Genomic DNA, 20,886 nt, shown 5'->3' with positions numbered 1-20,886 from the left:
AGGGCAAGGGCGAAACCGGCAGCGCGGCGCATCACCGGGCGTCCTCCAGCGGCTCGATCCGCAGCCCGGTCACCGCGCCGGTTTCGTCCACCTCGGCCACCAGCATCGTGCCGGGTTCCAGCGTGGCGGGCGCCGCGTCAGGGCCAATGCGCAAATCGCCGGCGGGAAGCGTGCGCATCTCCCCCGGCAGCATTCGCGCCAGAATTTCGGCTGCGGCGGAACGGATCTCCACCAGCGGCGGGGGCGGAGGCGGCGGCGGCGCGGCCGAACGGGTCAGCGAGGCGGCAAGGCCGGCGGCATCGACCGCATCCAGGTATTCGCCCCCGCCCAGCTTGGACCAGTGGGTGAAGGTCGCCTTCAGCACCGGATCGTCGATGGCAAAGCCGACAATGTTGACGCGCAGGTCATAGCCCTGTGCCCGGAGCGTCCGGATCGTGTCCGGCACGTTGCCGTCGCAGGTTTCCTCACCGTCGGTCACCAGAACGATGGTCTGCGGTCCCTCGTGGGCGGTCAGCCGCTCGGCCATGTCCTGCAACGAGGCCGCAATGGGCGTGCGGGCGCGGTTGATGGCCTCGATGTCCGCAACCCCCGCGACGACGCGGCCCGGATCCAGTGGACCGAAGGCGGCGACCGTGCGCAGCTCGCACGCCTCCGGGCGGAAACCGAATGCGGTAAGGGCAAACGGGCTGCCGCTCGGAAGGCCATGCAGCGCCAGCCCCGTCAACGCCTCGCGCGCGACCTCGATGCGCCGCCGCCCGTCCAGCCGCTGGAGCATCGAGCCCGAAGCATCCAGGATCACGCCCACCGCAGGCCCGACAGGCGCGGCCGGACCGAAGTCGCTTTCGAAGTCTTCATCCAGCGCGTCGCCGCCAGCGCCCGCCAGCTCGATGCGCAGCCGGCCCGGCGCCGACGGCGCCAAGGGTGGCAGCTCGGCCGGCAGCGCCGCAACCGGCTCAGGCTCCGGCTCGGACGGGGCTTTTGGCTCGGCCTCCGGTGCCTGTTCCGGCTCTTGTTCTGGCTCTGGCTCTGGCTCGGGACCGCGCAACACCTCGGTCCACAGGCGATAGCGCTTCGGTCCGGTCATTGCCGCGAGGGTTTTGTCGAACAGCAGTGCCACATCGCGCGGGCCGTCGATCCATGACATCCCGCCGCCGGTCGCCGCTGCAATATCGCGCACGCGCATCTCCGCGATGGACTGCTCGGCGCAGCGTGCTTCGTCGGTGCATTGGGTGATCCCGGCGTCGACCGGCGCGCGCGCTGTATCGGGTGTGCCCAGCCAGTCCCGGTCGATGCCATTGCCGCTGCCGAGAAAGAGCATCGCCTTGCCGCCTTCCTCGAAGGCGATCCGCGCCGTTTCGCGGGCCAGGGCCGCACCGAAACTGGGCGTTTCGTTGCCGCGCGAAACGGCCCCGCCCGAAAGCGAGCGCAGGACGGCCTCGCGCCCCCGCAGGAGCCCGCTGTCATCGGCCAGCGTCAGCGACAGGCGCGGGAACGACAGCCCGTCATCATCGGCCATCATATCGGCGACAGCGCGCGTGCCGGCCCGAATTGCCGGCAGGTTCGGCGCCATGAAGCTCGACAGCTCCCGAAACATCGTCAGCGTCCGCGGCCCTTCAAACACCCGCAACGCATGGGGACCGGCCGGAATTTCGGCTGCGAGGTCGTACTCCCGGCCGGTGTGGCGCGGCCAGTTGGCGGGCCACACCTCGTCAGGCGGTGGCGCCCCGTCGGCAAGCGGCGGAAAGAGTTCGGGCAGCTTGTCCCGGAATGTCTCGATTGGCGCCAGATCGACCTCGGTGCCAGCCTGATCCACCAGACGCACGCCCACCTCCAGCATCCGCGGATGGGACAGACGCACGCGCAAGAACGCCTGGCCCGGCTCCTCGGGCACGGTCACCGCAAACCAGTCTTCGCGAACGCCCTTGCGCACGGCGCTTTCAACCTCGCCCGTCAACGGAACTGCATCGCCGCGCGTGGTGCCGCCCACGGAGGCAATCTCGCCTGGCGCCGGTGCAAGGCCGGCTGCCTCATAGGGGCCGGCGGTGCGCCCCTCGTCCCAGAGGCCCAGAACCGCGAGGCCCCGCGCTGTGGGGGTGATGCGCAGCCGGTCCGGCGCAAGGACCTCACCGTCCACCGGCGGTGTCGAAACTTCGATGAAGCGGGCCCAGACAGGCGTGTCGAGCGTCAGCGTGCCGCCGGGTTCGAGCGCGCCCAGCTCGACCCACGGCCCGGCGGCATCGCCTGCACTGGCGCGCAGGTCGACGCGCCCGGCTGTCAGCCTTCCGGTTTCGCCCTCCCACGCAATCCGGGCAATTTCGCTGGCGCGGTCTCCGGCAAGGCCCAGCACCCAGACGGCGCGATCGCTGCCGGCCTTGGCGAGCGCGTCTGCCTTGAACGAGGCCTGCGCGCCCGCGGTGACGAGGTTGACCGGCCGTGTCCCCGTCACGGCAAAGCCCGAAACCACGTGGCCGCCCAGTGCCGGATCGCCAAGATCGGCGTCCTTTAGCGCCGGCGGGACGAAACCCGGCCGGGCGATGGCCATCACCTCGGCAAGCCGTGTTGCGCAATTGTCCGGATCGGGGCAATCGAGGTCGCGCAGCCGCAGCCATCCGGCGCTGACGTCCCCGTCAAACGGGAAATATTGGAGGCCCTCGAGCGTCTCCACCCGGGCCTCGCGCACCAGCTGCCACGCTGTCCCATCGTTTGATGTTTCGATGGCAAAACGGCGCACCCCTTGCGCAAATGCGGTTTCGCCCCAGCTTCGTGCCGACATCGCAACGCCCACCAGCGGTGACGTCACCTCAAAGCGGATTGTCGGCGTGCCGTAGCCCTTTTCAACGCGGTAGTGCCCGGTGAAGCCGTCATTGACGAGATCACGGCGCCATGTTCGGGCCGTGCCAAGACCGGGGTTCTTTGCCGATCGCCACACCACGGGCCCCTCAAACGCCTGCCCCGCCGCGCGGACAATCCGCCCGCCGTGGGCATAGCGTGCCACGTCGATCCCGCCGCGCATCGCGTCCGGCACGGCAAAAAAGAGGTGCGATCCGACGGGAGGCGCCTCCGGATCGGCACGCAGGACGGTCTGCACAATGGCCGCGGTCTCATCGCGTTCGAGCCGGATTTCGGGCACCAGATCGTCCCAGCCGGACACCATGGGCGGGGCAATCAGCGTCAACGGAAACGTGGCCGTCTCGCCCGCGGCAAGCGCCACCTTGTCCGGCAGCCCCTCGAACCGCCAGTCCGGCGCCGGCGGGGATGCGAGAAGCGCGGCATCGATCCCGCCATCGGGAGCGTTGATCGTCAGCTCACCGTTTAGCCGCTGGCCAGCCCTGTGGTGGGCCGCCACGGTCTGCGGGCCGATGTTCAGCGCCATTGCCACATCGCCGGGGGGCGCGCCCACATGAAGGGCGTAGACGTCCTCGTCGTTGTTGCCTCGCGCCTCCAGCCCGATTGACCAGGCTCCGGGCTCCAGCCGCCTGACCAGCTTCCAAGGTGCGTCGGGGGCGATCTTGTGGGTTTCCACCTTGGTGCTGCCGCGCATGAGGGTGAGGGTCAGGCCGCCCCGTCCAGGCGGTTCGACATTCAGCGCCACCGTCCGGGCGCGCGGGACGTTGAGGCTGAACCAGTCGGCAAATTCGGCGCGGCGGACCACACCGCGGACTTCTTCATCGTGGCGCAGGCGCTGCGCGAGGGCGGGGGTCCCGTTGGGTTCATGCTCCCAGCCTTCCGGCGCCGGGCCGAGCGGCAGCACCTTGAGGCCGTAGGCGCCCGCACCCGCCACGGTCACCAGATGGCGGCCGGGCAACAAGGCCACCTCGTCGATCCGGGTGCCACGCGTTCCGCCGCGGGCGGAGGCAAGCGCCGTACCGGAGGCTTCGGCCAAGGTGAGTTGCGCAATGTCGCCGGTGGCAGCGATGCGCCAGCGTTCGTCCGCGCGCGGAATATCGAGCGCGAACACGTCAACGTCTCCTGCCGCAAGGTCGCCCGCGATGAGTTGCCCGGTGGGGAGCTTTGTGGCGAGCGCTGCAACGTCGTTCGGCTCCACCTCGCGGCCCTGTGGCGGGGTACGGCCGCGCCGTCTCTCCAGCCGGTAGGGTTGCGCGCTGATCCCCTTCGCAGCAGTGACGCGCACAACATAAGATCCCGGCGGCAACACCAGATCTTCCAGTTCGACCCTCCCGCGGCGTCCCTCGGCGCCCGCAATCCGGGCGCCCGGCGCGCCCGTATCGTCCACCTCGTGCAAGGTCAGGCCCGGCACCGGCAGGGTCCGCCCGGCGCGCAACCGCAAGGTCAGTGCGCCTGCCCCTTGCGGGACGGTCATGCGCCAGTCGTCCACATCGCCTGCGGTGAGAAGTCCGTCGGCCGCCTCGGCCAGCGTGCCGGCCTCGCCCTCCATCGCGTCCTGCGGCGCAAATCCGTCCGCCACCAGCCGCACCGCCATCAGACCGCTGGCCGAGCCCCTGGCTCTGGCACCGTACGCTGCGGTGCCGGGCTCGATGCGGTAGGGCCCTGCCACCGGCACGGCCTTGGGCAATGCTACGCCGCCGGGCAAGGTCAACCGCAGATCCGCTGTGCCGCCCGGCGCTGCAATCATCTGAAACACGCCATGGGGCTCGGTGGCGGAGAGCGTGAACTGGCCTTTCACCCAGTCCGGCGCCATCAGGAGAACGGGGGCGCCGGGGGCAAGGGCAACCTCGGCGCCAGGCTCTGCCAGCGTGCCGCCGAGGAACACGGCCGATAGTGCGATCTCGCCATCGCCAAGCGCCGCAAAGCGGTATTCCACCCCCGCCGCCAGGGCGAACTCCGGCGCATCGCCCTCGCCCAGCAATTGCTGGTCGACATTCTTGAAGCCGGTTCCGTCCGCCATACCGACGGCAAAGGTCACGGGCCAGTGCGCGGCATTGACCTCGATCCGGTAGAGTGCCGCCCTGTCCGGTGTCAGGGCCAGATCGGTGCGCGTCTGGGCAGCAGCCGGCAGCGACAGAAGGACGAGAAGCGAAAGGAGCAGGACGCTTCGCATCAGCACGCCACTTCGCGCACCATGTCGCCCACAACAACGACAGAGACCGCGACTGTCGCCGAAGCTGCCCCCATGGCACCAAACGCCAGAAGCGCGCCCGTTCTGACACAGCGCATGCAGGCGCTGTAGTTTTCCGGCGGGCCAGAATTGCATTTGGCAGTGCCGACGATGGCCTTGTAGGTCGTGAGCGCAATGTTGATGAGGAGCATCTCGTATTCGGTCAACTGGCCTTGTCCGATGCCCTTTGCATCACGCGCGATGGCAAGGCCGGTTGCCGGGTCGACCGAGAACACATCGCTGCCCGCAAAGCCCACGCGGATAGTATCGCTGCCCCGTTCGACCGCCCAGTCCGGGGCGCTCAACAGCCGGTCGGCGGCTGATGAGATCGCATCGGTCTCGATCTGTGCGGCGTCTGCAATCCCCTGGAGCAACAGCGTTTCGGTGAGGCTGGCCCAGACGCCGAGTTCGGTGGTCGCTGCGGTGTCGATCCCGTCGCCGGCCAGGATGAAGCGGCCGTCCAGCATGAGATCCGAAATCAGCCGCCGGTCTTCGGCGCCCAGACGCACCATCACCGCCGCAACCGAGGGACGCGGCCGCACCTCGATGCCAAGATCGGGCCGGTGCTGCACAAGCTGAAGGGACGGGAGCTCCAGATCGTCCCGCGCGGCATCGGCAAAGTCGATGTCGCCGAGGTTGTCTTCCTCCAGCGCCTCCAGCACAAGCCGCACCCGCTCAAGTCCGGCCATGGTCAGCGCTGCTTCCGTCATCGGGCCTGGCGACCAGGAGAGCTGGATGTTCTGGGTGAGGTCATAAAAGCGCGCGGTGGGCTCAGGCGGTCCATCCCCCTCCTCCCACAGCACCCGTTCCACGGTTACCGGAGGGGTGCCGGGGCCGGTCTGCGTGATTTCCAGCCAGTGCCGGGTCAGCCGCGTCACCTCGGTCTGGCGCGCCCCGCCTTCGGCCGCCAGCGTGCCGCTGGCATCGTTCGTCACCTCGCCAAGGCTCTCGAACAGGCCGGCAGCCGGGCTCGACAGGACGCTGGGGTCCACGGCAATGCCGGAAAGGTTGAAGGCCTTGGCCCGGCGCATCGCGCCGCCGCCAAACATGGGGGTGAAGCGCGACACCGCCGCCACATCGCCCGACAAGAATTCCTGCGCGTTGGCAATTCCGGCGGGATAGGCCTGGTAGGTCGGCGCCCAGTTGAGCGCGTTGGCCACGACAATCGACGCCTCGCCGACAGCCTCCACGCGCGTGCCCGACGGTGATGTGGTCGCAATCTTTGCAACGATGCTGACCTTGTGGAGGAGATCGTCCGGCACGACGTCCACGAGGATGCGGAGCGGTTCGGCCGGAAGGTCGGGCGCGGTGCCGAGTGCGGGATGGGCATTCTGCCACGGGTCGGACGCCTGAAGCCGCCAGCGCACATGGTGATAGGGACCGATTGCAGCGCGCAGGGCCTGCAATGCCGCCTCCGGCTGAAGGCTCTGGGCGGAAGCGGCCAGCGCCGCACTGATGCGCGTGGCGCCAGCCTGTGCCTCGGCTTTCAGCGCGGACAGATCCGCGTCCAGCGGGTCGGGACCAGCCCCAGGCTCGCCGAGGACGGTTGCCATCTCGGCGCCGAGTGCATTCAGCCGCTCCGTTACGGCGGGGTCGGCGATGGCGAGCGACAGGGGCTGGGCGACGGCGCGGGCCAGCAGCGCATCGACGCCCGCCTCGTCCACCGCGCTCTCCACAATCTGAGCCTCGTAGCCTGCCGCCTTGAGCGCGCTGGCCAGAAGCAACGCCTGATCCAGCGCATTGCCGGCCCCGGTCAGAAGCGTGCCTTCGGCGCCGCGCATGGTGCCGGCATAGGGGCGGTAGGCGATGTTCTCTCCCACCCAGCCGGCCAGCGCGCCCGCGTCACCACCGGTGACCCGCACCAGTCCTTCCACCGACGTCCATTCTTCCGGCAAGGCTTCGGTCATCTCCTCCACCAGATCGACGGCATCGAGGAGCTGATCAGGTGTCACCTCGGCACGGACGGAAGACAGCGCGAAGGAAAGACACAAGGCGGCAAGCAATACGCGGAACATGGCAGTCTCCAACCAGGGCACGGGAACCCTTGGCGCACAGGAGCGGCCTGTCGTCCCTCAAATGAGGGAGGCGCGCACGGCATGCCGCCGGATAGGGACCGGGACCGGTGCAGACCGAAGTGAGAGCAAATTCGGCGCCTCCCTCATCTGGGTGATTTGAAGGCGTGGATCCGGCGCGATCATGCCCGTCGCAACCATGTCCGGAGTTTGCCCATGTGCATCGTGCGTCCCCTTGCGCCTCTCTTCCTTGCCGCGCCGCCCCGCCCGGTGCCGGGGCGGGCATGCAGGCCCGGCATGTCGGTGGTTTGTGGCAGGGCAGCGGCGGGGCAGACCGCGCGATGACCGCCATGCCCGCACACCGCCACCATTGGGACCCGTTCGAGGGCAGCGTCACGGTGATGCCCTCTGCCCCGCCCAGGGTAAGGCGCCCGCCCTTCGATTCGGGTCTCGTTCAGGGCATTCTGGTCATCGTCGCGGTGATCGCGCTTTTCGCCGCCATCGGACTTCACCTTTTTGCCGGCACGGCGGCTGCGCTTTTCGCGGTCGGTGTCTTTGCGGCGAGCTTTCTGGCGCTGTTCGCCCTTGTCCTGTTGGGTGATGAAGAAGGCTGGACCCGCTGGCTTCTGGTGGAAACGGCGCGGCTGAACGGCTGGACCCCGGTTGCGCTGGACCCTGCCGGCGACATTGTCCGCGCCGGCGGCGTCGATGCGCTTTATGATCCGCGCAGCAACCGGGCAAGGGTCGAGCTGGCGCCGATCCTGCGGTCCCGGCTCGGGCAGATGCTCCCTTTGGTGCCGACGGGGTTCTACTATGGCGCGGCACCGGGGGGGATGCCCTTCTGGATGGGTGTCGAGATCATCAACGTAATCCTTCTTGCCGCGCCGCGGGTCATGCGAACCGACCCGTTCGGCAACACCAGGCTTGCCGGACGCGGCATCAACTTCGTCATCGGCTACCGGCTGGCGCGCAATACCCTGATTGAAGCGCACCTGCTGGCTGAGACCCTGGGCGATTCAAGACGGGACTTCGACACCGAGTCCATCGCCTTCAATGCAGCCTTCCGGGTGACGCTGACGGGCGATACCGCCCAGTCGCGCACCCGGCTCCTGCAGGTGCTGACGCCCGCCTTCATGGAAAAGCTTCTGGAGTTGGAACGGCGGTACCGGATTCAGGTGATGGTGCGCGGGCGGCACGTCTTCTTGCGCGGCTACGCTCTGGTAAACCTTCGCGATCCCCACCTCACGGCGCCGCTCTTTGCAAAGATCGTGGCCGATCTCGCCGCTGGTGCCGAAGGGTTCAAGCACTATGCCGAGTGATGGCCGCGCGCCTCTTCCCCCCTCTCCTGGAGTTTGTCGATGACCGTCCTGATTGTCATTCTGGTCCTGCTCGCGCTGACCGGGTTCGTTTATGTGCGCCAGTTCAACGCCATGCGCACGGCCGAAACCAGGATTGAGGAGGCATGGTCCGGCATTGTGGTGCAGCTGACGCGGCGGCACGATCTGGTGCCCAACCTCATCGCCGCGGTGGAAGGCGCAATGCGGCACGAGGAAGGCATCGTCGATCGTCTGGTTGCAGCGCGCGAGCTTGCCATCAAGGCGCTGAAGGATGGCACGCCGCAGGGCATTGCCGAGGCCGAGGTCGTGCTGGGCGACCGGATGCAGGGGCTGATGGTGCAGGTGGAGGACAACCCCGAAATTGCCGCCACGGCAAACATCGAAGTGCTGCAACGCCAGCTGGAGGAAACCGAGGACCAGATTGCCGCCGCCCGGCGCCTGTTCAATGGCAACGTGCAGGTGCTGAACCAGCATGTTGTGACGTTTCCGGGCAACCTGATTGCACCGGTCCACCACATTGAAGAGCGTTCGCCGTTCGACTTGCCCCAGTCCCGGCGCACTGCGGTTCAGGAGGTCCCGCGCGTTGCCTTCAACACCCAGACGACGCCGTAGACGAGCGCGGCAACGGCGAATCCCACAAGCGCGGCGCTGTTCACGTCCACCGGCGTCATCGCCAAGGCTGCGACGAGGCCCGTGAGCATCGACGCGGCCGCTGCACCGCGCGGCGGCTGCGCGATGAACAGCGCCCCCGCCGCCGCCGGCAGGAACACCACCAGACTGTTGAATGCCGCGACCACCTTGGGCAGCAGATCGCTGACGGCGATGGCAAGGCCAGCCGACACGATCAGCAGCACCGCAATCAGAACCCGCAGCCATGGCAGCGGCGTGCGGTGGCCGATGCTGGAAACCAGCGGCATCACGAAGGTGTCGACCGACGACATGATCGATACCACCAGCACCGCGGTGGCAACCCACGCCAGCGGCCCCGGCATGAGGAGAGCCAGCGTTTCGTGCACGCTTCTCCCCGGTGCCGATCCCCACCCTGCGGCGGCGATGGTGAGAAGGATGCCCGCACACACGGCGGCGGCGCCAAGGTAGGCGCGCTGTGCGGTGCGGTCCGTCGAGGCCAGGGTGATGCGCTGCCAGTTGTCCACCCCCAGCACGGCCGACCATGGCAGGAGAAGCCAGATCCCCACCAGAAGCGCCGGGCGGTAGGGCCCGAGGGTGAACATCTCCCGCGGGTGGACGTCCGCCGACCAGAGGCCCCAGGCTGCCAGCGCCATCCCGGCGATCAGGATTGCCGCCTGCACGCGGTCTGTCCCCACAGCCGCGCGGTAGCCTCCGACAAGAAGGTAGGTGCCGAGGATGGCCGTCACCGCAAGAATGGCAAGCGCCGTGCGTCCGCCGAAGAGATCGGCCGTGATCAACCCCAGCGCGCCCAGTTGCACCGCCGAGCGGAGCAGGAACACCACAGCCAGCGCCCCCCAGACCGGCAGCGCCCCACCGCCATGCGCCCGCGCAATGAAATCGGCAAGGCCGATGGAGCCGAGCCCTTGCGCCCGCGCCCTTATTGCCGGGCTCGCCACAGCGCACAGCACCAGCCCGGCGCTGTAGGCCAGCGCCAGCGAGAAGCCGATCACCGGCGCTTCGGCCGCGAACAGATAGATTGCGAGGAACGATCCGATGCCGATATTGCCGCCAACCGCCCCGGCAAAGGTGGCGCCGAACCCGTTTTCACCCGCGTTGCTCAGAAATGCCGCACGGTCCCGGTGCCCGCGCTGCGCAAGGGCAAACAGCAACGGCAGCAACAGCGCACCGGCTGCCGCCAGAAGGTCCGCGTGCCCGCCGCTCACCCGCCGAACAGCCCCAGCGGCCCGTTCATCACAAGCGCCACAAGTTCGGTTTGTCCTGCGGTTCCGGTTTTCTCGAACGCGCGTTTCAGGTGCGTTCGGGTTGTGTGCAGGGACACGCCCATCACCGTTGCGATGGCATCGGGGCTTCGCCCGCGGCAAAGGTGCGCCACCACCTCGGCCTCTTTCTCGGTGAGGCCGTGGACAAACTGCAAAAGCTCGGCAAGCGCCGTGGTGTCCTCTCCCGCGGCGCGCATGGCAATGACGCCCGACGCGCCGCCCCGCATCAGCGCTGCCTGCCGCAACTGCGGCGGCCTGAAATGCACGCCGAGAACCTCGCCCCCCTCGCCCAGCGCAACCCGGTCACCGCCCGCACGCACCTCGGCGGCAAAGGCGGGCGCGGCCAGACGGCGAAGGGCTGCCCCCATGGCAGCATTATCGCTCTGGGCGAGCACCGCGCCCGAAAGCGCGCCGAGCCGAGCGGCAAAGGCAGCGTTGGCAAACACGATGTCGAGGTCGCGCGTGACGATGGCAAGCCCGATCCCGAGCCTGTCGAGCACCCCCTGCAACACCGTGCCCACGGCTGCCGCCGACATGATCTGCCTGTCGATCTGCAACGCGCGGGCATAATGGGGCATGAGGCCGGCCAGCACATCGTCTGTCCCGTCTTCGTCTTCGGCCATTGAATGGGCAAGGCGATAAAGAAGCTCCACCCAGCGCGCCTCGTTGCCGATGGCGGTGTAGCACAGCTCCACCAGCGCATCGGGGCTGAGTGGTTCGGGGCAGGCGCCCAGCCCTTCCAGAACGAGGCTGGTCACCGCCTGAAGATCGCCTGCGCCGCGGGTTTCGACCGGTGCTGCGCCGCCAGCACACCAGTCGGCAATATGCCGCGAGATTTCCAGCGTGCGCTCGTCGATCAGAAGGCCTGCGCGCCCGCCGGGGATGCAAAGCGTGTCCAGCGTATCCGGGCCGATCTTCCCCAGCGCCTTGCACATCCGGTCCACGTAGGCGCCTCGTGCCGTCATCGGATCGTCGCCGCCATACAGGATGAGCATCTGCGTGCCCGGCGCCAGTCTGACGCCCGGCGGCCAGCGCCACGCGCTCTCGATGCCGCGGAAAAGTTCGGTGAAATAGCCGATGGTGGGGGTCGGCCAGGACAGTGGATCCGCCTCCAGCTCGGCCGTCACTTCGGGGTCGGCCGACACCACGTCGATCAGCCGTGTGCGGCCTGCGATCTGACCGCCCAGAAAAGTATAGAGCTGGTGCATGGTCAGCTCGTCCGGCTGCGTCGAGGCCGACATTGCGCCACGCACGCGCATCAGCGCCCGCGCAAATCGCAGAAGCGCCGGCTGGTTGGGCGGCGGTGCGGCAAGGACAATCCTGCGCGCAAGATCGGGCCGGGCCTTGAGGGCTTCGAGGCACAGCGGTGCCCCGATATTGGCCGCGATGACCAGCCGTTGATCCCACGGCACGCCGTTGAAAGCATGGGCGGCGGCGGCAAGAAAATCTTCCGTCAGCCGTTCCCAGCCGATACCGGGGTCCATATGGGCGAGCGGGGCCCGCCGCCCTGCCGAACCGCCATGCCCACGCAGATCCACGGCCACCACGTCAAAGCCGCGTGCCGAGAGACCTTCGATGGTCCGGGTGAGATTGCCGATGTGCTGGGCCTGCGTGTTCGTCATCAGCGCCGTACCCACCCGGCGCCCCTGCGCCGGAACGTGGCAGCTGGTCAGAACCGTTCCGTCCGGCGTGACGATGGGCTGAGTTGTCCTGCGGAGCAAATGCCCGGTCGCCACGGTGAATTCCTCGTTCGATCGCACGAACTTGCCAGACGCGCAGTTTGCACGAAAGAGGCTGAGCGTAGCAGCACGGATTGCAGTCCTGCCAGATCCTGAAACCTCTGCCCCAGCGCTTTTGCCCGACGCGCGGCGTTCTTTCGCAGCGGTCGCCATCGCCAACCTTGCGGCAACAGATATCATATCGAACCCGCCCCGAGGCTCGGGGCGGCATTCCAGCCGCCATCGACGCCTGCGCGCCGGTTTCAAACCGGTGCTGGCGCGCAGGGCGCCTTGGTTATTGAGACCCGCTGCCCTCAAGGCGCGGGCCTCTAGGGCAGTGCCTATTTCAGGGCTGCCTTGATCCCGTCCGCGCACGGTGCGCTCACACTGCCGGAATACGCGTAGAGGCAGGCCAGCGCATTGCGGCCGCCGGCATCCACCCCGGAGCAGAATTTGCCCTGATCCGCTGCGCACTCTGCCGGCACTGCGGGTGCGCTGCCTGCGCCCATGAGACTGCGAACGCTCTTTGGCAGGAGGATGTTGTTCTGGCTCTTCTTGGCGACAGCATCGACTTCCGACCGGCAGGCCGCATCCAGCTTGGACGAATAGCTCATGAGGCAGGCCGAGATCCGCCCGCGGCCATCGGGAACGCCTGAGCACCATTTCGCGATATTCGCCTGACAGGCTGACATCAGATCAGCCCGCGCGGTATCCGGCATGGACACGAAGAGCGTCATCGCCAGCGCGACGAGGCACCAGTGAATTCCAAAAACACGTTTCATTCGATACTCCTGAGGTGGCCGGCGAGCGGAAGGCTCGCCGTCGCAAATGCCGGCGCTCGAACCGAGTTCCGCACGCCAGCGACACCACACGCGGAGTAACAGACCTGACGGCGATCGATGAGGCAAATCCGCCGTCGCCCGCTGCGTCCCAGTGCCCTGCCCCCGATACGCCGACCGACCGCAGGCGACGGCGGTCCCGACAGGACCGCGAGCATCGTTTCGCGACCGGCTATCGCTGCGCCAGCGCGCCATAGGTCTTGCTGAGCGCGCGGTAGACGTCGAGCATGTTGGCGACTTCCTGCGTGATCGGAACGCCGAGCGGGGCGATCACACTGACACCGAACCCGTCCCCGATATCGATCGGCAGGCTGATCCCGCCCTGCTCGGCATGGCTGCGCGCCATGAACGGGTCGACGACGGCAATCCCCACCCCGCGCATCACCAGCGCATGGGCGACGACAGACAGGTGGACGCGAACCCTGATCCGCGGTGGCACCGGCATTTGGGCGATCAGCCTGTCCAGAATGCGCCCCGTGGTGGTGCTCGCGGCCGTGTAGCCGATGAAATCCCGCCCGGCGAGGTCGGTCAGCGAAAGGCTCTCGCGGGTGGCGAGCGGATCGTCAGCGCGCAGGATGCACCGATAGGGGAAGTGGTCGTGGGCAAGGACCGCAACCTCCGGGGTGACGCGGCGCGGGCTCACAAATCCGAGTTCGGCCTGCCGCCGGGCGACAACCGGAATGATGGAGGATGTGCGCATCGAGTTGATCTCAAGGCTCACGCCGGGCCGGGACGCCAGCAGCTCGCTCGTCAGCGCCACAAGGATCGTCGTGGAGATGACGGGCATGGCGGCGAGTTTCACCGCGCCATGCTCGCCGCGCCTTATGCGCCGCGCACTTGCCTCAATATCGGTCAGCCCGACAAAGGCATGCTCCACTTCGTCGGCCAGCAGGCGCGCGGCGTCGGTGGGGACGAGGCGGTTGCCGGCACGGGTGAAAAGCACGAGTTCGAGGCTATCCTCCAGCGTCTTGAGCAGTCGGCTCACCGCCGGCTGCGACACGGACAGCTCCTGCGCCGCCGCTGATGCGGAGCCGGTGGCCATGACTGTTTTGAAAGCTTCCAGTGCTCGCTGGCTAAGCATAAGTTTTCCGTATGAAAGGCGCCGAAAATTATACTTGCGTTAGAGCTGGTCACATTTCTACCCTTCGGCCAAGCAAACCACACCAGACGGCGCGAATGACCAAGATCCCCAGCGAAACGGAAGTCGTAATCATTGGCGGTGGCGTGGTTGGCATTGGCGCTGCAATCGAATGCGCCGAGCGGGGCATTCCCTGCGTCGTCTGCGAAAAGGGCACGGTGGCGGGCGAGCAGTCTTCGCGAAACTGGGGCTGGATCCGCAAGCAGGGACGCCGGCCCGAAGAGCTCCCGCTGATGCTCGAAAGCGACCGGATCTGGCGCCGTCTCGCCGAACGGATCGAGGATGTCGGCTTCCGTGTCGGCGGGGTTTCGTATTTCGCGCAGTCAGACGAGGAGCTCCAGCGCCACATCGACTGGATGGAGCATGCGGGCCAGTATCAGATCGAGACGCACATCCTGTCATCCGCCGAGGTCGACGAGATGACGGGGCGCACCGATCGGCGCTTCAGGGGGGGCGTGCGTTCGCCGACCGATGCCTACGCCGAGCCGTCACGGGCCGTCCCCGCGCTCGCCCGCTATGCGGAGGCGAAAGGCGCCGTCATCGCGACCGGCACGGCGGTTCGCACGCTGATGCAAGAGGGCGGGCGGGTCACGGGGGTCGTCACCGAGCACGGCCCGATTGCGGCGCAGTCGGTGATCCTCGCCGGCGGTGCGTGGTCGCGCACCTTCCTGAAGAATATCAACGTGCGCTTTCCGCAGCTTGGCGTCCGCTCGTCGGCCATGCGGACCTCACCGGTTGCGCCGATTTCCACCAGCACCTTCGGCGCCTCCGGGGCCTCCATCCGCCCCCGCCTCGACGGCGGCTACACCGTGGGGCGGGCGACCGCCGCCCGGTTCGATCTCATCCCCGCGGCGTTTGAGCATTTCCGCGCGTTTCTGCCTGTCATGTGGAAACGCCGCAAGATGATGAAGCTGCGTCTCGGCAGGGAATATTTCGGCCCGCTGGGGCACCATCGCTGGGGTGAGGACGACACCTCCCCCTTCGAGCTGGTTCGCACGCTCGACCCCGCGCCCGATCAGGCGCTTCTCACCGATCTGTTCCGCACCGCACGCTCGCTCTACCCGCACCTCGCCGAGGCGAAGCCGGTGGAAAGCTGGGCCTCGCTCATCGATGTGATGCCCGACGAGATGCCGGTGATCGACACGGTTGCGAGCGTACCGGGCCTGGTGATTGCGTCAGGTCTGTCGGGCCACGGCTTCGGCCTCGGCCCCGGCGCGGGCGCGCTGGCGGCCCAGCTTGCGCTCGGCCGCGACCCGATTGCCGACCCTCTGCCGTTCCGCCTGTCGCGCTTCGGCCCCAAACATGCAGTCGCAGCGTGAAGCTGGAATTCTCCCCAGGCGGACGCGCGACGGGACTGCAAACCCGATCGACCCACCTGAACACCGTATGGAGCCACTGATGAAGTACCGCCTCCTCGCAATGACGGTTGCTCTACCGCTTGCCATCGCCACGCCGGTGAGCGCCCAGTCCGTCCTGTCCGTCGGCATGGCCGCGCCCGATATCGGCCAGATCGACCCGCACAAGGCCACCACCACCCAGGACAAGCCGATGACCGGCTGGGTCTTCAACGGCCTCGTGCGCTTTCCCCCCGGCTCCGACGACCTCGGCGCGCTGGAACCCGACCTTGCCGAAAGCTGGGAGAAGAGCGAGGACGGCCTGGAGTGGACCTTCCACCTGCGTGACGGGGTAGAGTTTCACCACGGCTACGGCGAACTCACGGCAGAGGACGTGGTGTTCTCGCTGAACCGCGCCGCCGACAAGGAGACGTCGTCCTTCTCCGGCGACTATGCGGCCTTCGAGAAGGTCGAGGCGCTCGACGACAAGACGGTCAAGATCACCTTGTCCTCGCCCGTCCCCTCGCTGCTCGGCCTCGTCGCCAACTATCATGGTGGCAACATCGTGAGCAAAAAGGCGGTCGAGGAGCTGGGCCCCGATTTCACGCTCAAGGCCGTGGGCACCGGTCCGTTCATGGTCGGCGAATACAGCCCGCAGGAATCGATCACGTTCGACGCAAACCCCGACTATTTCCGCGGTGAGCCGAAGATCGACCAGATCGTGTATCGCTTCATCCCGTCCGACTCGGCCCGCGACCTCGCGATGCAGTCAGGCGAACTCGACGTGATGTACGGTCGCCAGGATCAGCAGTGGATCGACCGGATGAGCGATATGGACGGCGTCACGGTCAACGTGGTGCGCCCGGCCGAGCTGCAGAACATCCACTTCAACATGTCGATGGAGCCGCTCGACGATCCCGCTGTGCGAGACGCCATCGTGACCGCCATCGACCGGCAGCAATTTGTCGATTTCCTCGGCGATGCCATCGCAAAGCCGGCTGAATCGATCATCCCCGCCGGCAACCTCGGCTTCGAGGCGCAGGATCTGGTGGCCAAGGGTGACCCCGCGAAAGCGAAGGAAATGCTGGCAGAGGCCGGCTATCCGGACGGGATCACGCTCAAGATGATCCAGACCTCCCTGCCCTCGATGCTGTCCATCGCGCAGGTGCTGCAAGCCCAGCTCGCCGAGGCCGGCATCACCCTCGACCTTGAGGTCGTGGATCACCAGACCTTCCACGCCAACATCCGCAAAGACCTGTCGCAGGTGGTCTACTACTCCGCCGCCCGCTTCCCCGTGGCGGACGTCTATCTGACCCAGTTCTTCCACTCGCGCTCCACCGTCGGTACCCCGACGGCGGCAACAAACTTCTCCCACTGCGACGTGGCCGACGACGAGATCGACGCGGCCCGCGTGGAGCAGGACACCGAGAAGCAGCTCGAACTCTGGAAGACCGCCCAAAAGAAGATCGTCGACGAAAACTGCGCCGTGCCGCTGCACGAGCAGCTGATCGCGTGGGCCAAGAGCGACAAGGTCGACTACGGTTACGACCTGCAGGCGGCAATGCATCTCGGGCCGGAAATCACCGAGAACACCACGATCGCCGAATAACCAACCGGCCCGCGCATCGCGCGGGCCGATCCACTACGGCAACGGGGGAACGGGATGGGATTTTACCTTCTCAAGCGCGCGCTCTACACCGTGCCGATGCTTCTGGGCGTCCTGACGCTGGTGTTCATCCTGGTGCGCATCGTCCCGGGTGATCCGGCCATCGTCATCATGGGCGACAACGCAACGGCCGAAGCGCTTGCCGAACTGCGCACGCGCCTCGGCCTCGACCTTCCCATCTGGCGCCAGTACGTCACCTTCATGGGTGACGTTCTGTCCGGCGATCTCGGTCGCTCCCTCGTCACCAACCGGCCGGTTCTTGCCGATGTGTGGGCGGTTCTGCCCTACACCATCGAGCTCACCATCACCTCGCTCGCCATCGGCGTTCTGGGCGGCGTGCCGCTCGGCATCCTTGCCGCCCGCAAGCGTGACGGCGTGATGGACTGGCTGGCGCGGATCATTTCGCTGGCGGGCCTGTCCTTTCCGGCGTTCATCTCCGCCGTCCTGATGCTTCTCTTCTTCTCCATCCATCTCGGCTGGTTCCCGGTCCTGTCGCGGGGCTACCCGCTCGACGAGCCGGTGGAGCGGCTGCGCTCGCTGGCGCTGCCGGCGCTCAATCTGGGTCTCATCATGATGGCCTACATCACCCGCGTGACCCGCTCGGCGATGCTGAAAGCCCTCTCGGAGGACTACATGCGCACCGCCAGGGCCAAGGGCGTGCCCGGCCTCGCCGTCATCTGGCGGCACGGCTTCCGCAACGTCCTCATCCCGGTCATCACCGTGATCGGCCTTTATTTCGGCGTCCTGATGGGCAACTCCGTCCTCACCGAAATCGTCTTCAACCGTCCCGGCCTCGGCAAGCTCATCATCGGCGCGCTGGACAAGCGCGACTACACGATGCTGCAGGGACTGATGGTGATCTATGCCTTCATCATCGCCGTCGTGAACCTTGCCACGGACCTTGCCTACGGCTTCGTCGACCCGCGGGTGAAAACCAAATGAGCGCCCCCGCAACCCCGTTGCCCGTCGATCCCGAGATGAACGAAGCGGCGACCGCCCGCCGTCCGGGCCGTTTTCGCACGCTCCTTGCTCGCGCGATGCGCTCCGGCGCGCTCACAGTCGGCCTCGTGATGGTCGGCATCATGATCTTCTGCGCCATCTTCGCGCCTCTCATCGCGCCGCACGATCCCTACGCCCAGAACATCCTGCACAAGCTGGAAGGCCCCGGCCCCGTCTACTGGCTCGGCACCGATCAGTTCGGCCGCGACATCCTCTCCCGCATCATCTACGGCGCGCGCATCTCGCTCTTCGTGGGCTTCGTGTCGACGATCCTCGCCGTCGCAATCGGCGTCGCAATCGGCGTGGTGTCCGGCTTCTTCGGCGGGCGGGTGGACCGGATCATCTCCGGCGCCAACGACGGGCTGATGAGCTTTCCGCAGATCATCATGGGCATCATCATCGTGGCGCTCCTCGGGCCCTCCATCGCCAACCTCATCCTCGCCATCACCATCACGGCGATCCCCGCCTTCGTGCGGATTGCGCGCGGCTCCACCATCGCCATCAAGGAGCGCGACTTCGTCGATGCCTGCCGGGCGCTCGGCTACGGCAACGGGCGCATCATGTTCCGGCATATCCTGCCCAACATCGCCGACGAGATCACCGTGCTCGCCTCGCTGTGGCTGGCGACCGCGATCCGCACAGAGGCAACGCTCTCCTTCATCGGCCTCGGCGCGCCGCCGCCCATCGCCACCTGGGGCGGGCTGGTGCGTGACGGGTTCGACAACCTTCTCGATTCGCCGGGGCTTTCGATCTTCCCCTCCATCGCCATCCTCATCGTGATGGTCGGCCTCAACCTCATCGGCGACGGGCTGCGCGACGCCACCGACCCGCGGGCACCGGTATGAGCGCCGCCAAGATCGAGGCGCGCACGCCGCCGGCCGACGCGCCGGGCGCTGCGTCGCCGCCTGCGCTGGCGGTCGACGGCCTCACCACGTCGCTGCGCCTCGGCGGCACCTGGTACGACGCCGTGCGCGACGTGAGCTTCTCTGTCCAGCGCGGCGAGACGCTTGCGCTGGTGGGCGAGTCTGGCTGTGGCAAGAGCCTCACGGCAATGACCATCATGGGCCTGTTGCCGGCGAAAATCGGCCGCCTCTCCGCCGGAACGGTGAACGTTGACGGCCGCACGATCAGCGGCTTGCCGGAAAAGGCGATGGAGAAGGTCCGCGGCGAAGCCATCGGCATGATTTTCCAGGAGCCGATGTCCTCGCTCAATCCCGTGCTGAAGGTGGGCTTTCAGATCGCCGAGTCGCTGATCTACCACCGCAACATGAGCCGCAAGGAGGCCAGCGCGCGGGCGCTGGCGCTGATGGAAGAGGTGCGCATCCCCGCCGCCCGGCAGCGCTTCTCGGCCTACCCGCACGAGTTTTCGGGCGGCATGCGCCAGCGGGTGATGATTGCGCTGGCAATCGCCTGTTCGCCGGGCGCTCTCATCGCCGACGAACCCACCACCGCCCTCGACGTCACCGTGCAGGCACAGGTGCTGGACCTTCTGCGCGGCCTCCAGAACGAACTTGGCCTCGGCATCCTCCTCATCACGCACAATCTTGGCGTGGTGGCGAGCAACGCCCAGCGCGTGATGGTGATGTATGGCGGCGACGTGGTGGAGAGCGCGCCCGTCGCCACGTTCTTCGCCGAGCCGCGACATCCCTACAGCGTCGCCCTGATGTCGGCGATGCCGCGGGTGGATCGCGCTTCCGACGACCTCAACCCCATTCCGGGCCAGGTCCCCTCGCTGCAGGCGATGCCGGCGGGTTGCCGCTACCAGGGCCGCTGTCCGCTGCGGATCGACAAGTGCGCCGAACGCCCGCCGCTGATTGCGGTGGGGAGCGACCCGCAACACACCGCGCGCTGCTGGGTCAAAGCGGCACCGGTGGGGGATGACGCCTGATGCTCCTCGAGGTGAAGTCGATCACGAAAACCTTTCACGCGACGGAAGGCTTTCCGCCGCGCAAGGTCAGCTTGCGGGCGCTCGACGGCGTGTCCTTCTCGGTGGACCACGGCGAGGCGCTTGGCATCGTGGGCGAATCGGGCTGCGGGAAATCCACCGCCGCCCGCGCGACCTTGCGTCTGATCGAGGCCGACAGCGGGTCCGTGCAATATGACGGCGAAGACGTGCTGACCGCGAGCCCGAAGCGCCTGAGAGCGCTGCGCCAGTCGATGCAGATGGTGTTTCAGGACCCGGCCTCCGCCCTCGATCCGCGCCAGCGGGTGGGCGATGCGCTCGCCGAACCGCTCCATGTCCACAAGCTCGCGAAGGGCGCTGACCTTCAACGCCGCGTCGCCGCGGTGCTCGACGAAGTGGGCCTGCCCGCCACTGCCGCCGAACGCTTCCCGCACGAATTCTCCGGTGGCCAGCGCCAGCGCATCGGCATCGCGCGGGCGCTTGTGCTGGAGCCGGGCCTCGTCATTGCCGACGAGCCGGTCTCCGCGCTCGACGTGTCGGTGCAGGCGCAGATCCTGAAACTCCTTGCCCGGCTCAAGGCGGACCGGGGCCTTGCCTATGTGTTCGTCAGCCACGACCTCGGCGTGGTGCGCTATTTCTGCGAGCGCACGGTGGTGATGTATCTCGGCCGGGTCATCGAGAGCGGGCCGACGTCGGCGCTCTTCGATGCGCCCAAGCATCCCTATACCGTGCTCCTGCGCGGTGCCTCGCCGGTGCCGGACCCCTCCGTCGAGATCGCCCGCTCCATCCCCGAAGGTGAGCCGCCTTCGCCGATGAACCCGCCGCCCGGCTGTCACTTCCATCCCCGCTGCCCGCTTGCCACCGACATTTGCCGGCGCGAGGTGCCGCCGCTGCGCTCCTCCGGCGCCGGCCGTCTCCTCGCCTGTCACAACGTGGAATAGGCGCGAGCCCGA

14 protein-coding genes are annotated in these 20,886 nt (G+C 67.5%); 8 read left to right on the top strand and 6 right to left on the bottom strand.

The window, feature by feature from the left end; all coding sequences use genetic code 11:
- Positions 1-31 precede the first annotated feature (31 nt).
- The gene (locus tag RDV64_RS18070; RefSeq protein WP_309196354.1) at positions 32-5,020 is read right to left on the bottom strand and encodes a hypothetical protein; all 4,989 of its coding nucleotides are present in this window, start codon (positions 5,018-5,020) and stop codon (positions 32-34) included.
- The gene (locus RDV64_RS18065) at positions 5,020-7,092 is read right to left on the bottom strand and encodes a transglutaminase domain-containing protein (RefSeq protein WP_309196353.1); all 2,073 of its coding nucleotides are present in this window, start codon (positions 7,090-7,092) and stop codon (positions 5,020-5,022) included. Before RDV64_RS18065 ends, RDV64_RS18070 begins: the two co-directional genes overlap by 1 nt.
- Before the next feature lie 338 nt (positions 7,093-7,430).
- On the opposite strand from RDV64_RS18065, the gene RDV64_RS18060 reads away from it, so the two are divergent.
- The gene (locus RDV64_RS18060; protein WP_309196352.1) at positions 7,431-8,408 is read left to right on the top strand and encodes a hypothetical protein; all 978 of its coding nucleotides are present in this window, start codon (positions 7,431-7,433) and stop codon (positions 8,406-8,408) included.
- Between the two features lie 39 nt (positions 8,409-8,447).
- A complete protein-coding gene (locus tag RDV64_RS18055; RefSeq protein WP_309196351.1) occupies positions 8,448-9,038 on the top strand; it encodes a LemA family protein in 591 nt (196 codons plus the stop codon).
- On the opposite strand, the gene RDV64_RS18050 is transcribed toward RDV64_RS18055, so the two are convergent.
- From RDV64_RS18050 to RDV64_RS18035, 4 genes are all read right to left on the bottom strand, one after another.
- Positions 8,993-10,279, bottom strand: a complete 1,287-nt coding sequence (locus RDV64_RS18050; RefSeq protein ID WP_309196350.1) for a hypothetical protein — start codon at positions 10,277-10,279, stop codon at positions 8,993-8,995. The two genes, RDV64_RS18055 and RDV64_RS18050, sit on opposite strands and share 46 nt — an antisense overlap.
- On the bottom strand, positions 10,276-12,057 hold the full coding sequence (locus tag RDV64_RS18045; RefSeq protein WP_309196349.1) for an alpha/beta fold hydrolase: 1,782 nt from the start codon (positions 12,055-12,057) through the stop codon (positions 10,276-10,278). The genes RDV64_RS18050 and RDV64_RS18045 overlap by 4 nt, the downstream gene beginning before the upstream one ends.
- A 338-nt stretch (positions 12,058-12,395) precedes the next feature.
- Positions 12,396-12,836: a cysteine rich repeat-containing protein gene (locus RDV64_RS18040; protein ID WP_309196348.1), complete on the bottom strand. Its 441-nt coding sequence runs from the start codon at positions 12,834-12,836 to the stop codon at positions 12,396-12,398.
- A gap of 229 nt (positions 12,837-13,065) precedes the next feature.
- Positions 13,066-13,974, bottom strand: coding sequence for a LysR substrate-binding domain-containing protein (locus RDV64_RS18035; protein ID WP_309196347.1), 909 nt, complete (start codon positions 13,972-13,974; stop codon positions 13,066-13,068).
- A 95-nt stretch (positions 13,975-14,069) separates the two neighbouring features.
- Between RDV64_RS18035 and RDV64_RS18030 the strand changes: the two genes are divergently transcribed.
- From RDV64_RS18030 to RDV64_RS18005, 6 genes are all read left to right on the top strand, one after another.
- Positions 14,070-15,350 carry an FAD-binding oxidoreductase gene (locus RDV64_RS18030; protein ID WP_309196346.1) on the top strand — a complete coding sequence of 427 codons (1,281 nt, stop codon included), beginning with the start codon at positions 14,070-14,072 and terminating at the stop codon, positions 15,348-15,350.
- Between the two features lie 79 nt (positions 15,351-15,429).
- Positions 15,430-16,974 (top strand): ABC transporter substrate-binding protein, encoded by a 1,545-nt coding sequence (locus tag RDV64_RS18025; protein ID WP_309196345.1) that lies wholly within the window; start codon positions 15,430-15,432, stop codon positions 16,972-16,974.
- Positions 16,975-17,028: 54 nt separating this feature from the next.
- Positions 17,029-17,973, top strand: a complete 945-nt coding sequence (locus RDV64_RS18020) for an ABC transporter permease (protein ID WP_309196344.1) — start codon at positions 17,029-17,031, stop codon at positions 17,971-17,973.
- The gene (locus tag RDV64_RS18015) at positions 17,970-18,875 is read left to right on the top strand and encodes an ABC transporter permease (protein WP_309196343.1); all 906 of its coding nucleotides are present in this window, start codon (positions 17,970-17,972) and stop codon (positions 18,873-18,875) included. Before RDV64_RS18020 ends, RDV64_RS18015 begins: the two co-directional genes overlap by 4 nt.
- Entirely contained in the window at positions 18,872-19,918 is a 1,047-nt protein-coding gene (locus RDV64_RS18010) for an ABC transporter ATP-binding protein (RefSeq protein WP_309196342.1), read from the top strand. The genes RDV64_RS18015 and RDV64_RS18010 overlap by 4 nt, the downstream gene beginning before the upstream one ends.
- Positions 19,918-20,874: an oligopeptide/dipeptide ABC transporter ATP-binding protein gene (locus tag RDV64_RS18005; RefSeq protein ID WP_309196341.1), complete on the top strand. Its 957-nt coding sequence runs from the start codon at positions 19,918-19,920 to the stop codon at positions 20,872-20,874. Before RDV64_RS18010 ends, RDV64_RS18005 begins: the two co-directional genes overlap by 1 nt.
- Positions 20,875-20,886: the final 12 nt, after the last annotated feature.

The organism is Acuticoccus sp. MNP-M23 (assembly GCF_031195445.1).
Classification (GTDB): domain Bacteria; phylum Pseudomonadota; class Alphaproteobacteria; order Rhizobiales; family Amorphaceae; genus Acuticoccus.
This window is presented reverse-complemented; position numbering and strand designations above follow the sequence as displayed.